We start from the raw sequence: 24,331 nt of genomic DNA on the forward strand, positions 1-24,331 counted from the left end.
TCAAGCGCGTATTTGATCAATTGTTTCATTGTCTGACAAGTAAAGCTATCTGTTAACGATAGTTAGTAAACTGAAGTTCGATTGGCAGATCTAATTTTCGCAATAACGCAATCACCGCTTGAAGGTCATCACGGTTTTTTCCAGTTACACGAATTTGATCTTCTTGAATCTGGGTTTTTACTTTAATCTTTGAATTTTTGATCTCAGTTGTGATTTTCTTGGCATTTTCCCGATCAATGCCATTGATAAGTTCAGCGGATTGGCGTGCTTTTCCTCCAAGGGCATGCTCTGATTCAGAGAAATGGATATTTTTGATTGGAACATTTCGTTTGTTTAATTTACTGAACAAGACATCTTTGATTTGTTCGATCTTGAAATCATCGTCACTGAGAATGGTTAATTTATTGTTATCAAATTTGATATCAATAGTCGAATCTTTAAAATCAAAACGGTTGGTTAATTCTTTTATTGTTTGCTGGATCGCATTTCTGACTTCCTCGATTGTGACCTCTGAAACAATGTCAAAACTTGCATCTTTTGCCATAGTGATCCTCCTGATTTGTTTTTATTTTATTGTATCATAGTCAAATGATTGTGTTGAAGCTTTACTAAAATTATTCTCATTTATGATTCAAGTATTTTAATTTAATTCATAACCTGTTATTCTTACAATTGGAATAACTTTGAAAGGAAGAGGTGCTTGTGAGTAAGATTATGACAGTGTATCAAAGAAATGAAATATTAAAAAAGATTGTGGTTATCTTAGTCACCGGATTGACCGCAGCGGTTGCCTTAAATTATTTTTTGATTCCAGCAAACGTCTTTTCCGCAGGGATGAATGGGATTGCCCAAATCATTGCCTCGTTATTATCTGACTGGCTCCACGTAAAAGTGGACACAGGTGCCTTTATCTTTATTTTGAATATCCCTGTCTTTATTCTAGGGTTCTTGAAAGTAGGCAGACGAGCAACGATTTTAAGTTTTGTCAATGTAGTAGCCGTATCGGTAGCAACTACCTTACTTCCCACTGGGCAGGTGACGGACAATATTTTAATGAATGCCTTAGTCGGCGGTGTTTTGTTAGGTGTTGGTGTAGGGATCTCACTTAAAATGGGGTTTACAACTGGAGGAATGGATATTATTTCTTTAGTCCTTTCACAAACTACGGGGAAAACCGTTGGAAATTATATGCTGATGTTAAATGGTTTGATCGTGGTGATTGCGGGCTTTCTTTTTAACTGGGAGAGTGCGCTCTATACGATTATCTCTATCTATGCCATGACCCAAGTGATTGATGCGATTCATACGAGTCATCAAAAAGTGACCGCCATGATTGTGACGGTTAAACCAGATGAAGTGACCGCAGCGATCGCTCAAAATATGGTTCGAGGAATGACCCTCTTGCCATCAATCGGTGGCTATTCTAAAAAAGAAGGTAAAACGATCATGATGGTGATCACTCGTTATGAAATGTATGATTTAGATCAAATCGTCCATGAAATCGACGAAGATGCTTTTATCAATATTTTACCAACGCATTCGGTATTTGGCCGTTTTGCTAATGAAAGCGAACAAAATCTTTACCGTTCTACGGGTGTCTTTCCCGAAATAAAGAAAACTCCTTCAAAAACTAAAAAACAATAATTGATTTAAATAAGTCAGAAGAATTTTCTGTTTTCAACCTGCTAAATGAGAATAGAACCTCTCGATTCTCATTTACAAATGAGCAAAAAAAGAGTATGATAAATGAAAATTGCATGAAGGAGTGCTGCAAGATGAGCGAAGCAAACCAAAAATGGTCTGCAGAAGAAGTCAACGAAATCAAGGAACGAATCTTAGCTGCCTTAGAAATGGTCATCGACCCTGAACTAGGGATCGATATCGTCAACCTAGGCTTGATCTATGAAATCGAATTTGATCCAGAAAACGGAGAAACAGTCATTAAAATGACCTTAACAACCATGGGTTGCCCGTTAGCTGATATCCTAACTGAATCAATCCACGACGCCTTAAAAGAAGTGCCAGAAGTAACTAAGGCAGAAGTCAAACTAGTTTGGTATCCAGCCTGGACGACCGATAAGATGAGTCGCTATGCACGAATTGCACTTGGTATCAGATAATTTTGACACGGGTTTCATATTCAACGAGTAAACAACTTTTAAACTCCTTTATCAACTTTTAGAAAAAGTTGGTGAGGGAGTTTTTGTTTTGTAAAAATTGATGCTTGATGAAGTAAAATTGTCAAAATATGAATAAATGATAACGACTTTTATCCCTCTCTCTTTTTCTACTCAAATCGTATCACAAATTTTTTATAAATTAAGTTGTGTTTTATTTTTAACAATGTTAAACTTTGTTTAATTATATTTATATTTTGTTGGGAGGTTAATGAATGGAATGGTTTTTTAATTTAGAACCTGAGGAACAAGTATTTATTAAGAAATTTTTGTTGGCATCAGGTTCCTTAAAGCAGTTAGCAAAAGAGTATGAAGTTAGTTACCCAACAGTAAGAATAAGGTTAGATAGATTAATTGAAAAAATAAAACTTTTTGATGGAAAGCAAGAAGATTCTTTTGAAGTATCAATGATGCAACTCGTGATTAACGAAAAAATAAGTTTAGACGTAGCAAAAGAAATTATAAAAAAACATAGGGAGAGTATAGATGAATAATATAATACAACTTCTATTTATTGCTGGTGTGATTGGGTTTCAAACCTTAAGTGGTTATATAGGGAATAAATATATGGGAGCGATCTTACCAGTGATTTTCAGTGGTTTAGTTGTTTTTATCGTTTTGACAGGTCATTTAAATCTAACATTTAGAAATATATTAATGCCTATTGTTGGTTTGATTACATTGATCTGTATTTATGAAGGCGGAAAAGAATCAAAGAAAAAAAAGACAATAAAAGAAATGGAAAAAATGAAAGCAAAGGATATCTTGAATCAATAATGAGTTATTGGCTGATACACTAACTTAAACTCTTTTAACAGCTTTTAGTAAAAGCTGATAGAAGAGTTTTTTTCTATGTAAAATATTCAGATAGCTGATGTACTAAAAGGTTGTTCAGTATAGGAAAATAATTGCGAAAGAGGTCGTTGAAACTCAAAAAAATTATAGCTTCCAAATTATCTAACAATCTAAGCAAACGCATAAGACAAGTTTTTTAGTAAGCGTTTTCTAGTCCTGGTTTTCATGATATACTGTTTTTAAGTCAATCAAAAGGAGAATGAACATGAGAAAACAACGAGGTAGCTACTCGATATAGTGGAATGGATAGACCTATATCGAGTATGCTTTATCCAATCGACTATATCGCCGTCAACGATTATAAAATCATAATGACTGGAGCGATAAAAGATGATGGACCAATTAAAAAAAGAGTGGCTTAAAAGTGAGGAACAACAGAAAAATTTTACTGGCTGGGATTTTTCCTATTTAGATGGGAAATGGTCGTGTGAAGAGCCTCCGTGGGATTACCGAGAGCTTGTTTTAAATTATTTAACTCCAACTATGTCTCTATTAGATATGGGAACAGGTGGAGGTGAATTGTTACAAACATTTAACCATCCTTATGAACAGACAGCAGTAACGGAAGGGTATCCGCCTAATTACCAGCTATTATTACAAACACTTGACCCTCAAGGTGTAACAGTAAAATTTGTGGGGGAAGAGGACGTATTGGATTTTCCAGATGATTCATTTGATTTAGTGATCAATTCTCATGAATCTTTTGCAGTAGCTGAAGTGAAGCGTGTCTTGAAACCAGATGGGTTATTTATTTCTCAACAAGTAGGAGATTTCAACGGGTTGAATTTGGCTTCTCGTTTGATGCCAGAAGTAAGGAAAGAATGTTTTGATTTTCATCTTTCCTTAGTGAAAGCAGAACTAGAACAGCACCATTTTGATCTTTTGTTTTGTGACGAAGCCTATTTGAATCAACAATTCTTTGATATGGATAGTTTGATCTTTTATGTACGGACGATTGAATGGGAATACCCAGGATTTACAGTTGAGAAAAATTTCAAAGAGTTATTGGGACTTTATGAAGAGTTGAAACGACATGGTACGATTTATAATTTGCAGCATCGTTTTGCTTTTGTTGCTCGTAACACAAAATAATGTACACATAAAAGTTACTACAAATCATTTTGAAATCCCTTGTGGTGAGCAGGTGATTTAGCAAAAAAGAGTGGGGTGTCATATGCGACCAAAATCAAAAGATGAATTGCTTGAAAAAGCAAACAGCCAATTCGATGATTTATGGAAATTAATTAACGGTATGAGTGAGGAAGATCGCAAGCAATCCTTTCAATTTAGTGAAGAGTTTTTGGCGAAAAAAAAGGAAGCACATTGGCGACGAGACAAAGACTTAAAAGATGTATTGATCCATTTATACGAATGGCATCAACTATTGTTACGATGGCTTGAAAGCAACTTTAACGGGGAAGAAAGAAATTTCTTGCCTGAACCGTATAATTGGCGAACCTACGGGAAGATGAATGAAGAGTTTGTAGAAAAGCATCAAACAACTTCTTTAGTGGAAGCTGAAAACGATCTGAAAAAAAGCCATGAGCAAGTAATGAAAAAATTAGATGCATTGAGTGATGAAGAGTTATTCCAGAAAAAGCAATTTGCATGGGTGGGGAATACCACATTAGGTAGTTATTTCATTTCTGCAACTTCCAGTCACTACGAATGGGCAATCAAGAAGTTAAAACAATCTCAAAAAAATAAATGAATAGAATCAATAAAAAAGCGAAGATCCTAAAGAGGGACCTTCGCTTTTTAAACAAGCTATTTTATATTAGTACCAACCGTTTGCTTCCCAGAAAGATTTAGCTGCTTCCCATGAGCCGTAACGAGAAGATACGTATTGTTCAGCAACTCGTTCTTGGTTTGCTGCTGAATAGTCACCATTTAAGTAAGAAGAATCTAATTGGTAACGTCCGATGTAACGACCGTTTGTTGCTGTATAAGAACCGCTAGATTCTTTTTGAGCGATCCATTCTTTCGCTGAGCTTGTGTTTGTTGTCGCTGGTGTTGCTTGTGCCGCTGTTTGCGTTGCTTGAGCAACTGGTTGAGCAGGTGCTGCTTGTTGAACTGGTTCTTGCTTCACTGGTTGTTCAGCCACTGTTTTTGTTTGAGCAGGCGCTTGGTAAGCTGTTTGTGTTGTTGCTGCTTGTTCGCCTGTTGGGATTGTTAATTGTTGACCTGAATAAATCAAGTTGATGTTTGAGATTGAATTTTTTTCTGCAATAGTTTGGATCAAGGAGTTATCACCAACGTATTTTTGAGAAATCGTTGATAGCGTATCACCTGATTGAACGGTATAAGCTTCGTCCGCATGTGCAGATGTTCCCATAAAGAATAGTGCGCCGGCAGTCAAAGTTGTTCCTAATAGTAATGTTTTAAGTGATTTCATGTAAGATCTCCTTCATAAATTTAAAAATAGTTTTGTTGTGTCCAACGAGGAATACTTTACCATGGGAAAATATTTCATAGGTAAAAGCTCTATGACACTTTGTAACAAAGATACGTTTTTTGTAACAAACAGATTATCATAAAATGTGAAAAACAATGAGAAAACCGTCATAAACGTTTAAAATAAACCACTAACAAGGACAATTGATGAGAAAAATAAACACTAGAAACAAGTAAAAAAAAGCTACATTTTTTGAAAATAAATACGAAATAATTGAAAACAGCGTAATTTTTTTTAAATTTAGCATGTGATGTTACAATAATAGAAACAAGGAGGCGATAACATGAGTAAGAGATATCAAAAAATAATGGTAGCTGTCGATGGGTCTAAGCAATCAGAACAAGCTTTTTTGGAAGCGCTAGATTTAGCGAAAGATAATGAAGCCGAATTATTTATCGTTTCGATCATCAATAAAGTAGAGTTGACACATAGCGCCTACGCATTTTCAAAAATCTATGCAGAAGAAAAACAGAAGATAGAAGTCGAAATGTTAAAAAAGATCCATGATGCGAAAGAATATGGGATCAATGACATCCATGCTATTGTTGAAACGGGTGACCCACGTAACTTGATTGGGACGGTGTTTCCACAACAAGAAGCGATCGATTTGATTGTCATGGGGGCTACTGGTAAAGGAGCAATCCAACAAGCTTTAGTCGGCTCTACAGCATCTTATGTTGTTACTCATGCGCCCTGCAGTGTGTTAGTGGTCAAATAAGGAGGGGAAAGAATGGTACGTCCACAAGAGGTTACAGCTCCTAAAGAAAAAATAGAAATCCTCAAAATTTTAGAAGATGGTACGCAGACGAAAAAAGGTTATTCTGTTGCTTTAGTGAAATGGTCAGGCAAAACAGCGATTGCCTTACGCTGGGATGGTGATAGTCTGCAAGAGAAAGGATTTCCTGTCACTGTAAATGGGTACCATCCAGCTTGGTTCGTTTTGCCAGATCGATTAACAGATCTTTATAGTAGAGACTATCGGGAGTACCAAGAGTCGATCCGGTTTATCACGTCAAGTGATCAAAAAGAATAGCTTTTGTGCTGCGGAAGAAAGTTCATTGTGTGAAAGAATCGTAAACATTCAACATTGAGACAACCTTTTATATCAACAGGTTCCTAATAACTGAAGTAGGTGAAAAGATGAGTGCTGGTGATGTATTGAATGAAGTCAAGCAACTATGTAAAGAAAAGAAGTACGAAGAAGCAAAAATTTTGATTGAATCAAATAAAGAATTGCTAGAGGACAAATTTTCTGTTGCCCAACAGTTTATTGATTTAAAACAAGCATCAATCCTTGAACGGTTCAAATCTTTCTTTGGTGTAAATGAATGATCAAAAATGAGTGTGAAAAAGTGGTTGCTCACTTTTTTCACACTCATTTTTTGTTCGTTTATTCACAATCTATACACACACTAATCTTGTTTATTTAATAAATAAAATATCCAAAGTATCAGTATAATGACTGAAATAACTAAACTAATGACATGTCTAATTAAGACAGAAGGGATTTCCCAATGGCGGAAAGAAAAGATTTGATAAGTAAAATAGATGCTTGGAAGAGAAACAAGTAAAACAGATAGTTTCTTTTTTGTCCAATTTATGTAATAGAAAAGAATACTTAGCATGATGAAAAATGGAATGTAAAAAACAAGCTGACCAATCGCAATCACGAGAGTGCCTCCCAGAATAATAATGATATCTGATACAAAATAACATTTTGTATCAAATGATGCAAGTATTTCTTTAATTGATAACCAAGAAGGACATACAAAGGTTTTTGATTAACAAGAAGTTTCTTGCTATAATTGATCCGAAAGAAAGGATGAAATTTTCATGGATCAAGTAATGTTAGAAGTCGATTTACATTTAGTAAACAATATACGTGTGATTTACTATGTGGTCAGTAATAGTGTAGAAAAAAGAGTACTGATGAATAAAATCAATGGTATTCTGACGAAAAAAGGTGTACACCAATTCAGCAGTAGCGAAGACAATTATTATAGTATACCTGTTGAAAAAGTTTTATATACAACGGTAAATGTCAGAACAGACCTAGATACAAAAGTAGATCATGAACCAATTTTTACTACGTATTGATTGTGACGGAGGAGAACAATGAATCCATACGAAGCACTTATCCAAGAATTGATTGACGGAAAAATTGAAAAAATTGAGGTCAAAAGAGAAGAGGTCATGCTTTTTCGTGAAGCGTGGCTAAAATTAGAGAATCGTAAATATGTCGTAGGTAAGGCATTATTGAACGGGAATGTAGTTTATCATTATGATCCAACTAGGCTGTATTAATTACAAGAAATTAATCATATGGCAAAATTGTTGCTCATGATTTTATTATTAAAAAAAACGCTTGAAATGGTTTTAGCCGTTTTGAGCGTTTTTTAATATTGAGCATTATTTAGAACAAGGGTGAGCAAAAGCTTTTGTGCCAAAGTAGGAGAAAAATCTCCAACTAGAGGCGGATGAAGCCGTTTATTTTTATGGATATAATGAAATAAAAATAGGAGGTAGAAAAATGAAAGTAGTAAAAGTAGTTATTGGAACGGTATTATTTGCAGGAGTCGCATTAGTGGGCTTGAAGTTTTATACGCAAAACGCCCACGATGAGATGGCAGGTGTGGTAGACCAGTTAAATCCGTTGGTAACAAAAGGAGAGGTATACGTCAAGACGAAAAAACCAGATGAAGTCAATTCATATGGAACAGCGACTTATATCCAAAAAGCTGCCGATCAAAAGGGACATGAACGAACGATTGAATTTACAGGTTTATCTATTTTAAAAGAAGGACATTATTTAAAGATTATTAATAAGGGCGCTCACGTCGAGTCATATGAAGAAGTTGACAAAAAAGAAGTACCTAAAAAAGCATTAGCTATCATTGGATAATTATAATTTTATTATGTAAACTTAAAGAAGATATAAAAAAACCAATCAGAAAACTGAGTTTCTGATTGGTTTTTTTATTGGGATGGTAGGGTTCGAACCTGCAATTGCTTGATTCAGAGTCAAGTGCCTTACCAGTTTGGCTACATCCCAATCGAACAATTTGATCATAGCACGACACAAAGAAAATGCAAGAGATTACTCTTTATCCAGCTTTTTTTTGACAGTGATCATTCGTCTTTCTAACTTCTTGATTAAACCAGATGGAAGTGGGATCAAATTGGCAATTGATAATGTATTAGAAAGTAACTGAAATTCTTTTAGTGGAGCATCGATGATTCGATAGATCGTTGCCAAACGTTCGATGTATTCAAAATGTGTATAGTTTGTTTGTGAGATTAAAAATTTCAATAAATCAATCGCTTTTGCATAATCTTTCTCAGAATAATAGGCTAATGCTTGACGATAAAGTTTGATCTGTAACTCATTGAGTGAAACTGGGCTATAGCGATCCGTCCATTCCTTGACGGAAACTTTGGTTGGTGTATGACCATTTACATCACGAACGAAAATAATCGGAATTTCATTAGGATCTATTTTTTTATGAATTTTTTCCATTTCCTTCAATCCTTTCCATCATATTTAGCTAGAGTATAATGTATTTTTTATAAAAATACTAGCTTTTCTCTAAAGTCAACATTTGACCACCCATTGAGGTGAAAATTGCCTCAAAATCTTTGATTGCTACGGGTCTATTTTTTTCTCCATAAGGATCATTTACATAAATATTGTCATTGTCATAACCAGTAACTACACAGGCATGGTTTAATGGTGTCACTTTTACTTGTCCATTGTTTGTTTGCCAAGTAACGAAATCAGTATCAGTAGGCACTTGGAAATCTAAAGTAACGGAGGCCCATACAGGCTTTCCTTGTTGTAAAGCTTTCTTAATGTCATTGATTGTTGCATCGGTTTTTGGAAGAGTATGATAATCTGTTTTTACGATTGTCTGCGCCAACGAAGCAATAGGCGGGACATAGACACCCATTGCCCAATCTCCACCGCTGATATCCCCAACAAATCCTTCATTAGGATCGCCATGTGTACCATCAGCATTAAAAACAGGAACGTAATTCAATTGTTGAGCTAACTGATTTTTAGAAGTCTCGTAACCATAATAAGAAAGCAGCATGGACAGTGAAGTAACTTCACAGCCATTTCCTAACGCTGGCTCGGTGAATTGGCTTTCCAAGGGGACATCAAGTAAAACTTGTTTTTTAGCATAACTACTTACTTTTTCAGTATCCTTTCCAACATTGTGTGAATGGTGAAAATAAGTGGTGGCAGAAAAAATAACGAATAATAGGACTGCCAAGAATAATATTTTTTTACCAATGAATCTTTTCATAATAATTCCCCTTTTTTCTGATATTTACATATTATAATGCTTTTTTTTAAAAATAAAATAAAAAATTTGACATGTTGTTTTCCAAATTTAAAATAAAAAGACAAAAGTCCTGAAAAATCACAGGATCAATAGCCGAATAATTTTTTTTAAATTGAAAAAAATGTTTCGATTTATTGATAGTTTTTAATTGTGAAAACGAAAACAGTACGCTATAATGCCAGTAAGGTCGAAATAAATCGCAGGTCAAATAACAAATGTTTTTAGATGATGTTTATTTGAAAGAGCAATTACTGTTTGAAAAAAACAGTTACCTTATAAAAGAGCTTGGTAGTTTAGGAGGATTTTGATGACGGAAGAAATGATTAATTTAGGAGAGCAATATTCATGTAAACCGATTGGGTTTACAAAAGCAGTTATCGGAGAAGTTGTTTCAAAAATGACGAATTGTGCCGTAGTCAAAGTTGCTCAATGCGCAATGGAAGATCAAGAGTTATTAGAAGAAAAAGCAAGTATGGTTGTTGCAAAATACGAAACATTTGAATAAGAAGAAATGATTTTGGACGTACAGTAACGAAATCGGTACTGTATGTCCTTTTGCTTGTAATTTTTATTTCTTTTTCGAGTATTTGGAAAGAGAAAAGAGGTGTAGTTAGATGATTAGTATATTTACTTTACTGTTATTTTTATTTGTCTTTGTTATGTGTTTGTTTTTATGGTTGGTACGTCGAGAAATCGTCTATCGAACGGTTAGAAATCGCTGGGTTTACTTAGTCGTGCCTTTTCTGGCAATCTTAGTTCTTTGGTTTACGCTGATTAGTCAACCAACTGCAGATGAATTGGCTAAAGGGGTCTTGTCAGCGCTAATTTTCATCAGCTTTTTACTAGATAGTCGTGGTATAACAGAAGATGGGCTTGTTCTAAATAGCTTTGATAAAAAAGGTGTTCCTTTTTCTGAGATCAATAAAATCGTTTTGTATCAACCGGAAGGATCTTCCATCATAAAAATGAATTTCTTTCGTAACGGTTGGCGTGGACCCATGCTGAAATTTTCTGTATCAATGGAAGAGTTGGTCACTTTTTTAGCACAGCATTTAAATGATGATGCCGAAATTGATATTATGATTGATTCTGATCAAGAGTAAGTTACTTTAGAATAAGAACAAAGAACGATAGTGAGCGATATATGGGATGAACCTATTTCGGAGTCGCATATATAATAAGAGACTGAGGCAAGTATTAGCTCGGTCTCTTTTTTCTTTGCCTTGCAGACGCTAGATTACACAGCATTTCAAAATGATTCTTCGTATGAGAAAGAGTTTGTTTATTTATTTTTGAATCGTTGCGATCATTTTTATAATAACATTAAAAAAATTGTTTCACTAATTTGATATATATTAGCTCTATTATAATGAAAGGACTTTTAATTTTAATGAAGAGGATGAAACTCAATTTTTTCAAAATTATATTCTCACTATTCATTTTTTCGATCTCTGTTTTAAAAATAAATAGTGAACTTTCTACCATTAGGTTAAGCAAAGTGTTACAAACAATTAGTAATGAATCTATCTTAAAAATTTTCAGTTTGTTTTTAGTAGGTGCTTTAGGCATTTTCATTCTTTGTCTCTACGACTTTGCATTGATCCGAAAACTGAAGACGATGAAAATTTCTAAAATAAAACTATTAAAAATCAGCTGGATTGCCAATTCATTCAATGCAGTTTTGGGATTTGGTGGAATTTTTGGTGCCAGCGTACGTTATAATTTCTATAAAAACTATATTGACCAAAGCAGAGTAAACCAACTAAAAAAAGCGATTTCGCTATTATTGATCTCATCTATTTCTGGTGTGGGCGTATTATCTGCAATGGTGCTGCTAAATGTTTTTCCAGAAAGTCATTTATTAGAGGGAAATGATACGATCAAGATTGGTTTAATTGTCAGTGCTTGTTTGTTGCCTCTATATATCGGCTACATTAGTATAAAACCGCCACTTCCAGCTGCGAGATGGTTAGGTTTACAATTCACGATCGTATCAACGATTGATTATCTCACTTCTGGTATTGTGATGTACGTCGCGTTTCGTTTTCTTAACTTGCAGGTTCAATTCGTTGATATGGAAAGTATTTTTATTTTAGCAACGATTGCTGGAATTATTAGTATGGTACCAGGTGGTTTTGGTGCGTTTGATGTCATTTTCCTTTTAGGCGCTACACAGGAGCTGCAGATAGATAAAGAAGCAGTATTGATGGCGCTGATTCTGTATCGTTTAGCGTATTACTTCATTCCACTATTGTTTGGTTTATTGTTCAGTGTTAGTGAAGTTCAAATGCTGATTAGTCAAAAAATCAGCAATAATCAATTTACGATTCTTACGAAGGAATTTACGACAGTAGTATTTTCGATTACGCAAGCACAGATGAAGCAAATTGGAAGAACGCTTAGCACAGCCATTTTTCTATTTTGTTCATTAACATTTTTATTTGATTCATGCATTTTATTTTTTGAATATGCATATATGGGAATGAAGTCGGCTTTTTTTATTGCGCCAATTTACGTATGTCTGAGCATTTTATTACTGACAGATGTTGTAGGGATTTATAAAGGGGCGATCGATACTTGGGAAATGTTGCGTTTCAAACTGATGTTATTAGCACTTTGTCAGTTTTATCTTTTTTGGGAAGACCAAAGTTTGACAGCCCTCTTATTAACAACGGTATTATTTGTAGATACTCTATTTTATAGGAGATGGTTAGAGGTCGAAGTCATCAAACAAAGTGTTTTAGAAAAATTGATTTGGACTTTAGCGTGTCTCTATGTATTTGATAGTCTAACTGAAATTTTTCCGATATTGCCTAGACAATCATTCTTTATTCTGAGTGGAACGACACTATTATTGCTTTTACTTTCTGGGCTTTGGTCAGTTATACACCGAAGAAGAAAAAGGAAATCATTAAAGCTTGATTTAAAGCTATTAGATGATGCTGAATATCGAAATTTCTTAGAACAAAATGGTGGAAATCACTTAGCTCATTTAGGTTTTTTAAAGGAAAACCGAGTTGCGTGGTGGGAAGATGTTGCAGTGATTTATCAAGAAAATAACCATTATCTCTTTATTTTAGGTGATCCAGTTGGTAAACAAGAAGCCATTTTTCCTTTTTTGAAAACTTTGGTGTCTAAAGCGAATCAATTAGGCAAACGAATTGTTTTTTATCAAGCTTCCACACAGTACCTTAGTTTTTATAATGATCTAAATTGCGAATTTTTCAAGTTAGGAGAAGAAGCAGTCATTGATTTATCTGAGTTTTCACTATCAGGGAAGAAGAAGAGAGGGTTTAGAGCAACATTAAACCAAATGGAAAAACTAGGGTATACGTTTGAAATCATCGAACCGACAATTGTTTCAGAGTCATCAGAAAGAGTGGGCTCAATTTCTTCGGAATTTTCACCAACATCACAGTTATCCCATGATCGTGAACTGTTGTCAGAATTGAAAGAAGTATCTGATCAATGGTTAAGGTCAAAAAATGAGATGACTTTTTCTGTCGGACGATTTGAGAAGGAATATTTAAATTGTGCAGCAGTTGGTATTATAAGAAATCAAGAACAAAAAATTGTTGGCTTTGTTTCCATGATGCCAACTTATACTAATGAGACCATTTCAGTCGACTTGATCCGTTGGTCTATCAGTGAAGAAGTGGCAATGATGGATGCTCTTTATTTATATTCCATCCTATGGGCTAAGGAACAAGGTTATCAAAAATTCAATTTAGGAATGGCTCCGTTCTCTTCTACTCATAAAAACACAATTAATTTAGAGAATACGTTTATTTACAGCGTCTATAATAATACTCAGTATTTGTATTCATTCAAAGGGTTAAGGAAATACAAAGAAAAATACAAGCCTCAGTGGGCTGCAAAATATCTCGTTTACGAAAATAAAACCTGGGTGTTGAAAAACTTATATGCTTGTTATAAATTAATTCATTCAAAATAATAGAAAAAGATGATAGACGTAACAAAGCCATCAGGAAGAGGTTGAGACAAAAGTGTTTAGTATCAAGAAATAAGAAGGAACTTCCGAAAATTGACAAGAAACACAAAAACTCATTTTATTCGTTTTAGAGATACTAGAAGAGACTGAGGCAACTTTTGTCCCAGTCTCCATATTATCTAATTTTTTAAGATCATTAAAGGTATCTCTAAATTTTTTAGTGAAATTTGATAGAATTTATTAATAGGCAAGTCTAATAGAACGCATAAATAGACTATTTTAAGATTTTTATGTAATTAATGTAACAAGTCCTTCTGGTTAAAGGTAGGATAAAAGAAAATTGATAAAGAGCTCAGGGCGACCTTCGCCCCGAGCTCTTTATCTTTAGTAGTTTAATATAGACAGAAATGGTATCACAGAGTGAACATTAAACCATAAGCAGACACTTTTAAGGAGTTGAAAAGCTATTTTAAAAATGTGCACTTATTGTTCAAGTTAAAGCACGCTATTCACAACCATTAAAGTATTGGGCTAAAAGTTGGTTATTACATAGAGGTTTTAGTTAAATACACGGAAACGATCTTCGTCGTTCATATATTCTTTTTCTCCAGCTGGTGTTTCTGGTGAGCCAAACACTAATTGAGAACGTAGTTTCCAATTAGATGGGATGTTCCATTCTTTAGCGACAGCTTCGTCAATTACTGGATTGTAATGTTGCAAGTTAGCTCCTAAACCTTGTTCTGTTAAGGCTACCCATGTATTTGCTGTAGCAATCCCATTTGATTGTTCTGACCAATCTGGGAAGTTGTCAGCATATAATGTAAATTGTTCTTGGAGATTTTTGATGATATCTGTATCTTTAAAGAACAAGACTGTTCCATAGCCTTTTTTGAAGCCAGCTAATTTATTTTTCGTATTTGGAAAAGCTTCAGCAGGTGTCAATGGGCGAAGAGCTTCTTCGGTCATTTCCCATAATTTTTCGTGAGCATCTCCAAAAAGAATGACTGCTCGTGTTGATTGTGCATTAAATGCAGTTGGACTTTCTTTGATTGCTTCTTTGATCAAAGCTGTTAATTCTTCGTTTGATAGTGTTACGTTACGTCCTAAATCATAGATAGAACGACGGTTTTGCAAAGTTGTTGTAAATGTTGTCATGGTGAAATCTCCTTTAGTTGCGATCTGCATATTTTATGAGTACAAACGAAGTATATCACCTTACAAAAAGTAAGTGAAATAATATGCTCACAAAAAATAAGTAAATTTTTTAATGAATATTAAAATAATAGAGGTTATTTTAGTTAACGTTTCCATTGTTGTTAAACTAAGTAAAACTCGATCATTTTAAAATAGCAATATATAATTATTAAATATCTGTTTATTTTTTATTATCATTTTCCCATTAAATTTTATTCGTTTTTATAGAAAATAAGTATATATTTCTTAAATAAGTTTTTTAGTTAAATTTTTCAGTGAATATTTATAGTATTTTCTGAAAATTTAAAGAATTGGGGTATGGATTATGGAAAATCAACAAGACAAGGGCTTCTTCGGTCAGCCGAAGGGGTTGTCAACATTGTTCTTCACAGAGATGTGGGAACGATTTAGTTATTATGGTATGCGTGCGCTGTTGCTTTACTACATGTACGATACTGTAGCAAACGGTGGACTTGGATTACCTACCGCAACAGCATTAGCAATTATGTCAATTTATGGTTCACTGATTTATATGTCTAGTATCATCGGTGGTTGGGTTTCAGACCGGGTACTAGGTGCAAAAAGAACTGTTTTCTTCGGTGGAATATTTATTATGCTTGGACATATCGTCTTAGCATTGCCATTTGGTGTTTCCACTTTATTCGTCTCAATGGCTTTGATTATCTTTGGGACAGCCTTTTTGAAACCAAATGTTTCCGGAATGGTTGGACATCTTTATTCAAAAACTGATTTAAGACGAGATGCCGGCTTCTCTATTTTTTATATGGGGATCAACTTAGGTGCGATGCTAGCACCGATCATCGTAGGAACGATCGGACAAGAATACAACTACCATCTTGGCTTCTCATTAGCTGCAATCGGAATGTTCTTTGGACTGTTACAATACGTGATCCAAGGACGTAAAACGTTGGATGGTATAGGAACAGTTGCTCCTAACCCATTAACAGCAGCAGAGCGTAAAAAATTCATTCGTAACTTAGTCATTGCTTTAGTTGTGATTGTAGCAATCTTTGGTGGAGCACAAGTCACTGGACATTTAACCATTGATTTCTTTGTCAATTCAATTAGTGTTTTAGGTATTCTTTTACCGTTATACTATTTTGTTAAAATGTTAACAGCTAAAAATGTTACAGCAGAGGAAAAACCAAAAGTATGGGCGTATATCCCATTATTTTTAGCAGCGATCATTTTCTGGTCGTTACAAGAACAAGGATCTTCCATCTTGGCTCTGTTTGCACAAGAACGGACACAATCAACATTGTTCGGTATGAATATTCCAGCTAGTTGGTACCAATCATTGAATCCGATTTTCATCTTCGTCTTGACACCAGTATTTGTTACATTGTGGACAAGATTAGGAAAACGACAACCATCAACCGTAGTGAAATTCTCACTAGGATTATTATTTGCTGGGTTATCTTTCTTATTAATGATGTTACCAGGCATGCTTTATGGCACAGATAGTAAAGTAAGTCCAATGTGGTTGATCGGCAGCTTCTTCATTGTCGTAATTGCTGAATTATGTTTATCACCAGTTGGCTTGTCTGCGACAACAAAATTAGCACCTAAAGCTTTTGAATCACAAACCATTGCTATCTGGTTCTTGGCAGATGCTTCTTCACAAGCGATCAATGCACAAATCGCGCGTTTCTATACACCAGGTACTGAATCTGCTTATTTCGGAATTGTCGGTGTCGTAGCAATCGTTGGAGCAGTAGTATTATTTATGATCAAAGAACCAATCAAAAAATTGATGGGTTCCATTCATTAAACCAAATGAAGTTATAAAAGAAAGTATCAAAGTTAGTGGAAATAACTAACTTTGATGCTTTTTTTATATGGATAAGTATAAGAAATAAGTAAAGGATAGCGATTGATGGATGTGAATCGCAAGAAGTAGTCCTAAACTTTTTTTGAGAGGATTTGGTAAAATAATCTCTATAAGCGCAAACAATTAATTTCTAAAAAAAATAGGAGAAAGAACAAATGTTCAGTTGTTTTTGGTATAATGAATGAGGAATGAATCTAAGGAATAAGGAGAGGGAAAATGTCTTTACAATTTATTCTCGGGACAGCCCGAAAAGACCACCGTACAGCGTTGATTGATGAATCAGTCGAATGGTTAGCAAAAGATAGTACGCACCAGGTATTTTTCCTTGTACCTAACTATAATAAATTTGAACAAGAACAAGAAATCTTGACAGAGCTGCGTCAAAGAAGTGGCAAAACGTCATTTAGTACAACGAATGTCCAAGTCTTTAGTTTTTATCGTTTAGCGTGGTATTTGTTGCAGCAAACAACGTTATTGTCTGGTAATGAACTTTCAGAATCTGGTTCGGCAATGATCTTGCGACAGATCCTAGAAAAAAATGAAGAAAATTTAACGATTTTTCGGGGAGAAATCAATAAAAAAGGGTTTATTCGCCAGTTGCAAGAATTGCACAATGAATTACGTATTGGAAATATTTCACCTGAAGATCTTGTCTTTTCAGAACTTGCGGATACGGTAAAAGCTGAAAATCAACAGTTGAAAATGAAAGATCTTCAATTGATTTTTACAGCTTTTGAAGAAGAATTGGTCCAACGTGCGCTGCAATCTGAAGATGCTTTGACCATTTTGGCAAATTATTTACAAACGCAAGACATGTCTAAGGTGAAATTTATCGTTAGTGGTTTCACTCGAGTCAATGCGCAAGAATATCAATTGTTACAGGTCATGATGGAAAAGGGACAGCTAGTGATTGATTTGCTTCTTGATCGTCCTTATATCACGGATATGCCTGAAGTGTTGACATTGTTTCATGAAACAGGAAAGCTCTATTTCCAACTGATCAACAGTGCCAAAGAACGAAGAGTGCCGGTTTTAGTGGAAAAATTTGCCCCAGAACATGAAAGACCGCTTGCACTCATGCACTTGCAAAAAATGTGGGAAGAAACTTCTAGCAACAAAAAAAGCCAGCCGCTGAAGGTTGGGCAACAAGAGGCGTTGAGAATTTGGGAAGCAGAGAACGCCACCGAAGAAGTCAGACAACTAGCTGTGGAGATCCGTCGTTTGGTCAGCGAGGAAAATTATCGCTATCGTGACATTCAAGTGTTAACGAAAGATATGGCGTTTTATGGTAACTTGCTACAACCTGTTTTCAAAGAAATGGCGATTCCTTTTTATATTGATGAAGAGCAGTTGATGGAGAATCATCCATTGATCGAATGGATCAATAGTTTATTCGCTTTAGATCGGTATGCCTATCGTTTGAATGATATCATGCGTTTTTTCAAAACTGAATTATTCATTTGTGAAGCGGATGATACACTAGACTTAACCAGTTGGCGTGAGCAAAGAAATCAGTTCCGAGCAAAATTAGATGTCACAGAAAATGTAGCACTTGCTTATAACTATCAAGGTTCATACTGGACGAGAGAAAAAGATTGGCAGTTCGTGTCTTACGATTTTGAAGCAGAACAACTGGAAGATGTTCAAGAATTAGAAAAACGCTCGAATGATATTCGGCACTTCTTCAAAGAGAAAGTCCCAACATTTTTTGACAAGATAAAAAAATGTAAAAATGGACAAGAAGGCGCGACGGTCTTTTATCGTTTTTTGGTGAACAGTGGCGTACAACAACAATTAGTTTTTTGGCGAAATCAAGAAATTGAACGAGGCAATTTAGCAGCAGCCCGAAACCATGAGCAAACATGGGGGGCGTTGATTGATTTACTGGACGAGTATTCGCTCATTTATGGGGAATCTGAATTTGACTGGCATTTGTTTCAGGAAATCATTACCAGCGGGTTAGAAAATTTAAGTTATGGGAAGATTCCTACAGCAATCGACCAAGTACGCATCAACCGCTTGGAACTGGTACGATCAAACCAGGCGAAAGTCACGTTTGCCATTGGCTTGAATGATCAAGTATTTCCTGATCGTCACGAAACGAAAGGCTTGCTTTCTAGTGAGGAAAGGGAAACGTTGAATGCTCGTTTAGCGGAAGAGAAATTTTTATTTGATCCCGCAAAAGAGAACTTGTCTTTTGAACCATTGCAAGCCTACTTGGTGTTTGCTTCAGCCACTCAGCGTCTATACCTCAGTTACGCTCAAAGTTATGATACAAACACGTTGAAAATCTCTCCTTATTTGAAACGAATCATGGAATACTTGATGATCCCAGCTGAAAGAAAAGAGCATTTGGTTTTAGACAGCGATCCGAGTTGTTATATCGGTACGTATCGTAGTGGGATCAATACAATCAATCATATCTATCGTTTAGCAAAGGAAGAGAAGAAAAAAGTTCCGGTGTATTGGCGCCAACTAAGAGAGCAGATCTTGCAATCACAATGGCGAAATTTTGCATTGCGCATTTTTGAAAGTCAAGAACATCTGAATGTCCCGGTGTCATTACCTAAAAAGATGGCAGAGGAACTCTATGGTAAAGATATTTATACCTCTATTTCCAGATTAGAAAATTTCTATAATTGTGAATATAAATATTTTGTCCAATTTGGTTTGAAACTGAAAGAACGAATGGTCTATGGTTTAACACCGGCTGCTACAGGTGATTTTTATCATGAATCATTAGATCGTTTCTTTAAATTACTATTTTCAAATCAGATATCGCTAGTAGAAATGACCGATACACAACGTAAAGAGTTTACTGAAAAAGTCTTGCAAGACGTCTTTGGTGAGTTACGCTTTGAAATTTTAGATAGTTCAGCTCGAATGAACTATATTCGTTATCAGTTAGGACAAACGATCCAAAAAGTAGCTTGGGCATTACAAAAGCAAAGTAAAAATACAGGGATGAAGCCCCTTCAAACAGAAATATTGTTTGGCCAAATTGCGGGCGCTCAAGGTATCCCAGGGTTGGAATTACCACTGAATAATGGAGGGAAATTACATGTTCGTGGGAAGATTGATCGTGTGGATGTTGCTGTTGAACAAGCGGATACTTGGCTTAGTGTTGTCGATTATAAATCAAGTGGACGTTCCTTTGATGTCACTGAAGCTTACTACGGGATGGCTATGCAACTGTTGACCTATCTAGACGTGGCGTTGATGGATGCTGTCAAATTGACTGGAAAAGCATTGGTTCGACCAGCTGGTTCCTATTATTTACATGTCCATAATCCGATTTTGTCTGAAGCAAATGAAATTGAAAAAGAGACATTGAAAAAATTCAGTTATGACGGCATCTTTGTCGATGAACCTGAGTTGTTGGAAGTATTAGATCATTCACTGGAAGCAAAAGAGAACTCTTTGATTTATCCGATCAAGAAAAATGCGAAAGATGTCTATCAAAAGGGAAGTTTTAGTAAAGAAAAATTCTATACAGAACAGGAACTCCAACTTTTTATGGCGCATAATCGTGCGAATATGCGTTTAGCAGGGGATAAAATCACGTCAGGGGAGATCAAACTTAATCCAGCATACAAAGACAAGGAGCGGCTTGCTTGTCAAATGTGTCCTTTTAGAAGTGTTTGTACGTTTGATGTGATGTTGCAAGAAAACAATTATCACCGTTTAGAAAAATTAAACAAGGAAGAAGCCCTGCGAAGAATAGAAAAAAGGAGTGAGGAAGAATGACCAAAATTCCTTTGAGACCAGAAAACGAACGATTCACTGACGAACAATGGCAAGCCATTTTTGATCAGGGAGATAACTTGCTGGTATCAGCTTCCGCTGGTTCTGGAAAAACCACAGTGCTTGTCCGTCGAGTAATCGAAAAACTAAAAATGGGGTTCAATATTGATGAACTTTTGATCGTGACGTTTACAGAAGCGGCAGCGAAAGAAATGAAAGAACGGATCCAAGAAGCTTTACAAGAGGCAGTCAATAGTGAAAGCGATCCGGCACGCCAACAACATTTCACGAAACAGCTGATTTTATTGCCAAGTGCTAATATTTCTACTTTACATGCTTTTTGTTTAACGGTTATCCGCCGATTCTACTACTTGATCGATATTGATCCAGTTTTTCGGATGTTAACGGATGAGACAGAAACGATCTTAATGAAAGAAGATGTTTGGGATGAATTACGCGAGGCTTGTTATAGCGAAGATCGGGAAGAGTTTTTCCAATTAACAATGAATTTTTCAAATGATCGTTCAGATGATGGATTGACCAATCTGGTTTTCTCTCTTTATGAATTTGCGCGAGCGAATCCTGATCCCAAACGTTGGTTAGATCAATTAGTGGATAACTATCGTTTAGATGATGGATTAGCTCATTCACCATTGTACCAAGAACAATTGCGACCACTTCTACTTACAGATATGGCACAAAGTGTGCAACTTTATGAAGAAATGGTTGGATTAGCGCAAGAAGAAGGTCTGGAAAAAATGTTGGAACAAGTTGCAGGAGAAAAAGAACAAGTCCAACGCATTTATGATCACTTATTACAAGATCAATTGCCGGAAGCCTATACGGGTTTAGAAACATTGACTTTTACTACTTTTAAAAGCAGTCGCAAAGCAGAGCTAAAAGAACGTTCAGCCGAAGTTAAAAATTTAAGAGATCAGGCGAAAAAGATCATTCAGAAAATTGGAAAAACATATTTTCCGATTTCTCCTGAACAATTGACCGAACGGACGAAAAAAGCTGCTGTCCTAGTGGAAGAGCTCACGAGTGTTACCAAACGTTTCATGGATGGCTTTAGCCAACGAAAAAGAGAAAAGGGAGTAGTAGATTTCAATGATTTAGAACATCTTGCCTTGCGAATCTTGACGACTCAAACAGAAGAGTCATGGCTTCCAAGTGAAGCATCAAAGCTTTATCGTAAGCAATTCAAAGAAGTAATGGTCGATGAATACCAAGATATCAATCAGTTGCAAGAAGCTATCCTTTATTGGCTTAGACAGCCTGATCCAACAAACGGCAATTTATTCATGGTTGGGGATGTTAAACAGTCGATTTACTCTTTTCGACTAGCTGATCCTAGTTTGTTTATTGAAAAGTATGAAGCATTTTCAACAGCTGACGGTGGAAGACGGATTATTTTGGCAGAAAACTTTCGTTCTCGTAAGGAAGTCCTGTCATTTACCAATCTAGTGTTCCAACAATTAATGGACCCTGTTGTGGGACAAATCGCTTATGATGATGCTGCACAATTACGATTAGGATTTCCCGATTTCCCCGAAGTCGATCGCTTTGAACCAGAACTATTGATTTACGAAAAAGAAGAAGAGCCAAACAGCGACCTTCCAATTGATGAGAATCTAGAGGACAAAACAGAAGGCGAACTTTTTATGACGGGCTTAAAAATCCGCGAACTGATTGATGAAAAATTCCTGATCTATGATAAAAAAATGAAACAGAATCGTCCTGTCGAATATAAAGATATCGTACTTTTAACACCTACAAAGAAGAATAATCTGACGATTTTAGAGATCTTTAAAACATTGGATATTCCTTTAGAAATGAATGATGCCCAAAATTATTTTCAATCTACTGAACTACGTACGATGATTTCTTTGCTACAATTGATTGATAATCCATATCAAGATATTCCATTGGCAGCCGTTTTACGTTCACCGATCGTAGGACTGATTGAACCAGAACTGGCACAGATCCGTTTAGCTGATCGAACGCATACCTATTATGATGCGGTGCTGGCTTACCAAACAGCAAATCAGAATGAATTAGCTGATAAATTGCGCCATTTCAATGACCAACTCGAATTGTGGCGGGAACTGGCTCGGCGGTCTTCAATCACTGACTTGCTGTGGGAGATCTATTTACAAACCGGTTATTTAGAATATGTAGCAGGTTTACCAGCCGGCGCCCAAAGACAAGCAAATCTTTATGCCTTGGCTGATCGTGCAAAAGCGTATGAACAAAGTTCGTTTAGAGGGTTGTATCAATTCGTTCGCTTCATCGAAAAGATGCAGGAAAAAGACAAAGATTTAGCGGAGCCGGTGATTTCATCCGCCGATAATGCCGTCCGAGTCATGACGATTCATGCAAGTAAAGGCTTAGAATTTCCTATTGTCTTTTTATTAGATATGACCAAACAATTCAATTTGCAAGATTTAAAAAAGCGATATGCTTTTGAAGAAAAACTAGGTGCGGGGATTCGTTATATGGACCCTGATACTCGGGTGTTGTATGATACCTTGCCTTACCAAGCAATCAAATCAGCCAAACAAAATAAGTTATTGTCAGAGGAGATGCGTAAACTCTACGTTGGTTTGACCCGTGCGGAACAAAAATTATTTATTATCGGCTCGTATAAAAATAAAGAAGATACCTTGAAGAATTGGTCAGAAGCTTCTGAACAAACCGAATTAGTCTTAGAATCAACGACTCGATTAAAAGGGAATAGCAGCTTGATGAGCTGGATCGGTCTTAGTTTGATGCGTCACCCATTGATGCAAAACTATTTTACCGAAGCAACCATTCTTTCAGAATTAAAAAACTCTGATAGCCAATTTGCGATTACTTGGATGAATCAACAATCTCTGCTTGAAAAAAGGCAACGTTTAATAGCGCAAGAAAACGATGCTGCCGAAAATAATGACGTGGATCAAACACCACTATCACCTGCTTTGAAAGCACGACTCGATTATCGTTATCCTTTCAAAGAGTCAACGCAAACCACAAGTTATCAATCGGTCTCTGAAATTAAACGTTTGTTTGAAGATCCAGATGATACGCTTGATGCTAAACTTGTCTGGGAAAGTAATGAAACAAGAGGGTTAAACCGCCAATTCCGTTATACGCAAGATACATTGACTGAACCACGTTTCTTACAAAAAACGCAACAGGTTTCAGCTGCGGCAATCGGAACTGCAACACACTATTTATTGCAATTGCTGCCATTAGAAATGCCGACTACTGAGTCGATCCAAGCATTGCTAGATGAATTAGTCAAAAAGCGTTTAGTGGATCAAAAGGTAGCCAAAAAAATTGATTTTTCTGCTATTCTTTGGTTTTTTGAAACCGAGCTAGGAAAAGAATTGATCAAGCAAAAAGAGCATGTCAAACGGGAACAACCGTTTTCGATGTTATTACCTGCAGAACGGGTCTTTGAACAATACCCAAATGAAGAAGATGAATTGCTGATCCATGGGATTGTTGATGGTTATATCGAATTATCCACGACGATTCAATTATATGACTTTAAGACGGATTTCATTTTAGATCGCAACGATGAAACAGCGATTGATGCTGTCATTCAAAAATATCGTGGGCAATTGAATCTCTATCAACAGGCGTTGACAGAATCTTTAGAAAAGCCTGTCACAGATGTCTTTCTTGTCTTATTAAGCGCAAAGAAAATAATAAATATTAATAAATAATAATAATTGAGCAACTAGGACTTACACTTTGTAAGTAATA

At 35.7% G+C, this 24,331-nt stretch carries 24 protein-coding genes and 1 tRNA gene; 18 read left to right on the forward strand and 7 right to left on the reverse strand.

Going from position 1 to position 24,331, the window contains the following annotated elements; all coding sequences use genetic code 11:
* Positions 1-52: 52 nt before the first annotated feature.
* Positions 53-544, reverse strand: coding sequence for a YajQ family cyclic di-GMP-binding protein (locus AB5M32_RS12835; RefSeq protein ID WP_010719331.1), 492 nt, complete (start codon positions 542-544; stop codon positions 53-55).
* Positions 545-696: 152 nt separating this feature from the next.
* Here AB5M32_RS12835 and AB5M32_RS12840 point away from each other — a divergent pair, with 152 nt between their 5' ends.
* From AB5M32_RS12840 to AB5M32_RS12865, 6 genes are all read left to right on the forward strand, one after another.
* A complete protein-coding gene (locus tag AB5M32_RS12840) occupies positions 697-1,644 on the forward strand; it encodes a YitT family protein (protein WP_174270241.1) in 948 nt (315 codons plus the stop codon).
* Between the two features lie 131 nt (positions 1,645-1,775).
* Positions 1,776-2,120 (forward strand): metal-sulfur cluster assembly factor, encoded by a 345-nt coding sequence (locus tag AB5M32_RS12845; RefSeq protein ID WP_010719329.1) that lies wholly within the window; start codon positions 1,776-1,778, stop codon positions 2,118-2,120.
* 272 nt (positions 2,121-2,392) lie between these two features.
* The gene (locus tag AB5M32_RS12850) at positions 2,393-2,671 is read left to right on the forward strand and encodes a DUF2089 family protein (protein ID WP_010737470.1); all 279 of its coding nucleotides are present in this window, start codon (positions 2,393-2,395) and stop codon (positions 2,669-2,671) included.
* Entirely contained in the window at positions 2,664-2,954 is a 291-nt protein-coding gene (locus tag AB5M32_RS12855; RefSeq protein WP_010719324.1) for a hypothetical protein, read from the forward strand. Before AB5M32_RS12850 ends, AB5M32_RS12855 begins: the two co-directional genes overlap by 8 nt.
* A 408-nt stretch (positions 2,955-3,362) precedes the next feature.
* The gene (locus AB5M32_RS12860) at positions 3,363-4,124 is read left to right on the forward strand and encodes a class I SAM-dependent methyltransferase (RefSeq protein ID WP_010719323.1); all 762 of its coding nucleotides are present in this window, start codon (positions 3,363-3,365) and stop codon (positions 4,122-4,124) included.
* A gap of 82 nt (positions 4,125-4,206) precedes the next feature.
* The gene (locus AB5M32_RS12865; protein ID WP_178286339.1) at positions 4,207-4,743 is read left to right on the forward strand and encodes a ClbS/DfsB family four-helix bundle protein; all 537 of its coding nucleotides are present in this window, start codon (positions 4,207-4,209) and stop codon (positions 4,741-4,743) included.
* A 66-nt stretch (positions 4,744-4,809) separates the two neighbouring features.
* On the opposite strand, the gene AB5M32_RS12870 is transcribed toward AB5M32_RS12865, so the two are convergent.
* A complete protein-coding gene (locus tag AB5M32_RS12870) occupies positions 4,810-5,427 on the reverse strand; it encodes a LysM peptidoglycan-binding domain-containing protein (protein WP_010737411.1) in 618 nt (205 codons plus the stop codon).
* 343 nt (positions 5,428-5,770) lie between these two features.
* Here AB5M32_RS12870 and AB5M32_RS12875 point away from each other — a divergent pair, with 343 nt between their 5' ends.
* The 3 genes from AB5M32_RS12875 (at position 5,771) to AB5M32_RS12885 (ending at position 6,819) form a co-directional block, all read left to right on the forward strand.
* Positions 5,771-6,205, forward strand: coding sequence for a universal stress protein (locus AB5M32_RS12875; protein ID WP_010719320.1), 435 nt, complete (start codon positions 5,771-5,773; stop codon positions 6,203-6,205).
* A gap of 12 nt (positions 6,206-6,217) precedes the next feature.
* On the forward strand, positions 6,218-6,520 hold the full coding sequence (locus AB5M32_RS12880; protein ID WP_010719319.1) for a hypothetical protein: 303 nt from the start codon (positions 6,218-6,220) through the stop codon (positions 6,518-6,520).
* 107 nt (positions 6,521-6,627) lie between these two features.
* A complete protein-coding gene (locus tag AB5M32_RS12885) occupies positions 6,628-6,819 on the forward strand; it encodes a hypothetical protein (RefSeq protein ID WP_010719318.1) in 192 nt (63 codons plus the stop codon).
* A gap of 80 nt (positions 6,820-6,899) precedes the next feature.
* Here AB5M32_RS12885 and AB5M32_RS12890 read toward each other — a convergent pair whose 3' ends face one another.
* The gene (locus AB5M32_RS12890; protein ID WP_010719317.1) at positions 6,900-7,157 is read right to left on the reverse strand and encodes a hypothetical protein; all 258 of its coding nucleotides are present in this window, start codon (positions 7,155-7,157) and stop codon (positions 6,900-6,902) included.
* Between the two features lie 163 nt (positions 7,158-7,320).
* Between AB5M32_RS12890 and AB5M32_RS12895 the strand changes: the two genes are divergently transcribed.
* The 3 genes from AB5M32_RS12895 to AB5M32_RS12905 all read left to right on the forward strand — a co-directional run bounded on the left by AB5M32_RS12895 (position 7,321) and on the right by AB5M32_RS12905 (position 8,389).
* Positions 7,321-7,584, forward strand: coding sequence for a hypothetical protein (locus AB5M32_RS12895; protein ID WP_010737474.1), 264 nt, complete (start codon positions 7,321-7,323; stop codon positions 7,582-7,584).
* 18 nt (positions 7,585-7,602) lie between these two features.
* A complete protein-coding gene (locus AB5M32_RS12900; protein ID WP_010719315.1) occupies positions 7,603-7,791 on the forward strand; it encodes a hypothetical protein in 189 nt (62 codons plus the stop codon).
* A gap of 226 nt (positions 7,792-8,017) precedes the next feature.
* Positions 8,018-8,389, forward strand: a complete 372-nt coding sequence (locus AB5M32_RS12905; protein ID WP_178286337.1) for a YxeA family protein — start codon at positions 8,018-8,020, stop codon at positions 8,387-8,389.
* A gap of 77 nt (positions 8,390-8,466) precedes the next feature.
* On the opposite strand, the gene AB5M32_RS12910 is transcribed toward AB5M32_RS12905, so the two are convergent.
* The 3 genes from AB5M32_RS12910 to AB5M32_RS12920 all read right to left on the reverse strand — a co-directional run bounded on the left by AB5M32_RS12910 (position 8,467) and on the right by AB5M32_RS12920 (position 9,794).
* Positions 8,467-8,539, reverse strand: a tRNA-Gln gene (locus AB5M32_RS12910).
* A gap of 45 nt (positions 8,540-8,584) precedes the next feature.
* On the reverse strand, positions 8,585-9,004 hold the full coding sequence (locus AB5M32_RS12915) for a hypothetical protein (protein ID WP_126344052.1): 420 nt from the start codon (positions 9,002-9,004) through the stop codon (positions 8,585-8,587).
* A 58-nt stretch (positions 9,005-9,062) separates the two neighbouring features.
* Positions 9,063-9,794, reverse strand: a complete 732-nt coding sequence (locus AB5M32_RS12920) for a C39 family peptidase (protein WP_034700662.1) — start codon at positions 9,792-9,794, stop codon at positions 9,063-9,065.
* A gap of 346 nt (positions 9,795-10,140) precedes the next feature.
* Between AB5M32_RS12920 and AB5M32_RS12925 the strand changes: the two genes are divergently transcribed.
* The 3 genes from AB5M32_RS12925 (at position 10,141) to AB5M32_RS12935 (ending at position 13,788) form a co-directional block, all read left to right on the forward strand.
* The gene (locus AB5M32_RS12925) at positions 10,141-10,338 is read left to right on the forward strand and encodes a hypothetical protein (protein ID WP_010719311.1); all 198 of its coding nucleotides are present in this window, start codon (positions 10,141-10,143) and stop codon (positions 10,336-10,338) included.
* Between the two features lie 109 nt (positions 10,339-10,447).
* Positions 10,448-10,936, forward strand: coding sequence for a hypothetical protein (locus AB5M32_RS12930; RefSeq protein ID WP_010719310.1), 489 nt, complete (start codon positions 10,448-10,450; stop codon positions 10,934-10,936).
* Between the two features lie 395 nt (positions 10,937-11,331).
* On the forward strand, positions 11,332-13,788 hold the full coding sequence (locus tag AB5M32_RS12935) for a phosphatidylglycerol lysyltransferase domain-containing protein (RefSeq protein WP_256736429.1): 2,457 nt from the start codon (positions 11,332-11,334) through the stop codon (positions 13,786-13,788).
* Positions 13,789-14,343: 555 nt separating this feature from the next.
* Here AB5M32_RS12935 and AB5M32_RS12940 read toward each other — a convergent pair.
* Entirely contained in the window at positions 14,344-14,940 is a 597-nt protein-coding gene (locus AB5M32_RS12940; protein ID WP_178286333.1) for a nitroreductase family protein, read from the reverse strand.
* 364 nt (positions 14,941-15,304) lie between these two features.
* On the opposite strand from AB5M32_RS12940, the gene AB5M32_RS12945 reads away from it, so the two are divergent.
* The 3 genes from AB5M32_RS12945 to addA all read left to right on the forward strand — a co-directional run bounded on the left by AB5M32_RS12945 (position 15,305) and on the right by addA (position 24,291).
* Complete coding sequence (locus AB5M32_RS12945; protein WP_010719307.1) at positions 15,305-16,771, forward strand: peptide MFS transporter; 1,467 nt, start codon at positions 15,305-15,307, stop codon at positions 16,769-16,771.
* A gap of 276 nt (positions 16,772-17,047) precedes the next feature.
* Positions 17,048-20,578 (forward strand): PD-(D/E)XK nuclease family protein, encoded by a 3,531-nt coding sequence (locus AB5M32_RS12950; RefSeq protein WP_178286331.1) that lies wholly within the window; start codon positions 17,048-17,050, stop codon positions 20,576-20,578.
* On the forward strand, positions 20,575-24,291 hold the full coding sequence (gene addA / locus AB5M32_RS12955) for a helicase-exonuclease AddAB subunit AddA (RefSeq protein ID WP_368024503.1): 3,717 nt from the start codon (positions 20,575-20,577) through the stop codon (positions 24,289-24,291). The genes AB5M32_RS12950 and addA overlap by 4 nt, the downstream gene beginning before the upstream one ends.
* Positions 24,292-24,331: the final 40 nt, after the last annotated feature.

It is taken from the genome of Enterococcus sp. C57, assembly GCF_040887305.1.
In the GTDB taxonomy this organism is placed as follows: domain Bacteria; phylum Bacillota; class Bacilli; order Lactobacillales; family Enterococcaceae; genus Enterococcus_B; species Enterococcus_B hirae.

Bases quoted from the DNA above. Each gene is read 5' to 3' on its own strand.
- AB5M32_RS12850 (WP_010737470.1), top strand. From the start codon at position 2,393: ATGGAATGGTTTTTTAATTTAGAACCTGAGGAACAAGTATTTATTAAG.
- AB5M32_RS12870 (WP_010737411.1), bottom strand. From the start codon at position 5,427: ATGAAATCACTTAAAACATTACTATTAGGAACAACTTTGACTGCCGGC.
- AB5M32_RS12930 (WP_010719310.1), top strand. From the start codon at position 10,448: ATGATTAGTATATTTACTTTACTGTTATTTTTATTTGTCTTTGTTATG.
- AB5M32_RS12865 (WP_178286339.1), top strand. From the start codon at position 4,207: ATGCGACCAAAATCAAAAGATGAATTGCTTGAAAAAGCAAACAGCCAA.
- AB5M32_RS12875 (WP_010719320.1), top strand. From the start codon at position 5,771: ATGAGTAAGAGATATCAAAAAATAATGGTAGCTGTCGATGGGTCTAAG.
- AB5M32_RS12885 (WP_010719318.1), top strand. From the start codon at position 6,628: ATGAGTGCTGGTGATGTATTGAATGAAGTCAAGCAACTATGTAAAGAA.
- AB5M32_RS12860 (WP_010719323.1), top strand. From the start codon at position 3,363: ATGATGGACCAATTAAAAAAAGAGTGGCTTAAAAGTGAGGAACAACAG.
- AB5M32_RS12950 (WP_178286331.1), top strand. From the start codon at position 17,048: ATGTCTTTACAATTTATTCTCGGGACAGCCCGAAAAGACCACCGTACA.
- AB5M32_RS12845 (WP_010719329.1), top strand. From the start codon at position 1,776: ATGAGCGAAGCAAACCAAAAATGGTCTGCAGAAGAAGTCAACGAAATC.
- AB5M32_RS12905 (WP_178286337.1), top strand. From the start codon at position 8,018: ATGAAAGTAGTAAAAGTAGTTATTGGAACGGTATTATTTGCAGGAGTC.
- AB5M32_RS12835 (WP_010719331.1), bottom strand. From the start codon at position 544: ATGGCAAAAGATGCAAGTTTTGACATTGTTTCAGAGGTCACAATCGAG.
- AB5M32_RS12915 (WP_126344052.1), bottom strand. From the start codon at position 9,004: ATGGAAAAAATTCATAAAAAAATAGATCCTAATGAAATTCCGATTATT.
- addA (WP_368024503.1), top strand. From the start codon at position 20,575: ATGACCAAAATTCCTTTGAGACCAGAAAACGAACGATTCACTGACGAA.
- AB5M32_RS12855 (WP_010719324.1), top strand. From the start codon at position 2,664: ATGAATAATATAATACAACTTCTATTTATTGCTGGTGTGATTGGGTTT.
- AB5M32_RS12880 (WP_010719319.1), top strand. From the start codon at position 6,218: ATGGTACGTCCACAAGAGGTTACAGCTCCTAAAGAAAAAATAGAAATC.
- AB5M32_RS12925 (WP_010719311.1), top strand. From the start codon at position 10,141: ATGACGGAAGAAATGATTAATTTAGGAGAGCAATATTCATGTAAACCG.
- AB5M32_RS12895 (WP_010737474.1), top strand. From the start codon at position 7,321: ATGGATCAAGTAATGTTAGAAGTCGATTTACATTTAGTAAACAATATA.
- AB5M32_RS12945 (WP_010719307.1), top strand. From the start codon at position 15,305: ATGGAAAATCAACAAGACAAGGGCTTCTTCGGTCAGCCGAAGGGGTTG.
- AB5M32_RS12940 (WP_178286333.1), bottom strand. From the start codon at position 14,940: ATGACAACATTTACAACAACTTTGCAAAACCGTCGTTCTATCTATGAT.
- AB5M32_RS12900 (WP_010719315.1), top strand. From the start codon at position 7,603: ATGAATCCATACGAAGCACTTATCCAAGAATTGATTGACGGAAAAATT.
- AB5M32_RS12920 (WP_034700662.1), bottom strand. From the start codon at position 9,794: ATGAAAAGATTCATTGGTAAAAAAATATTATTCTTGGCAGTCCTATTA.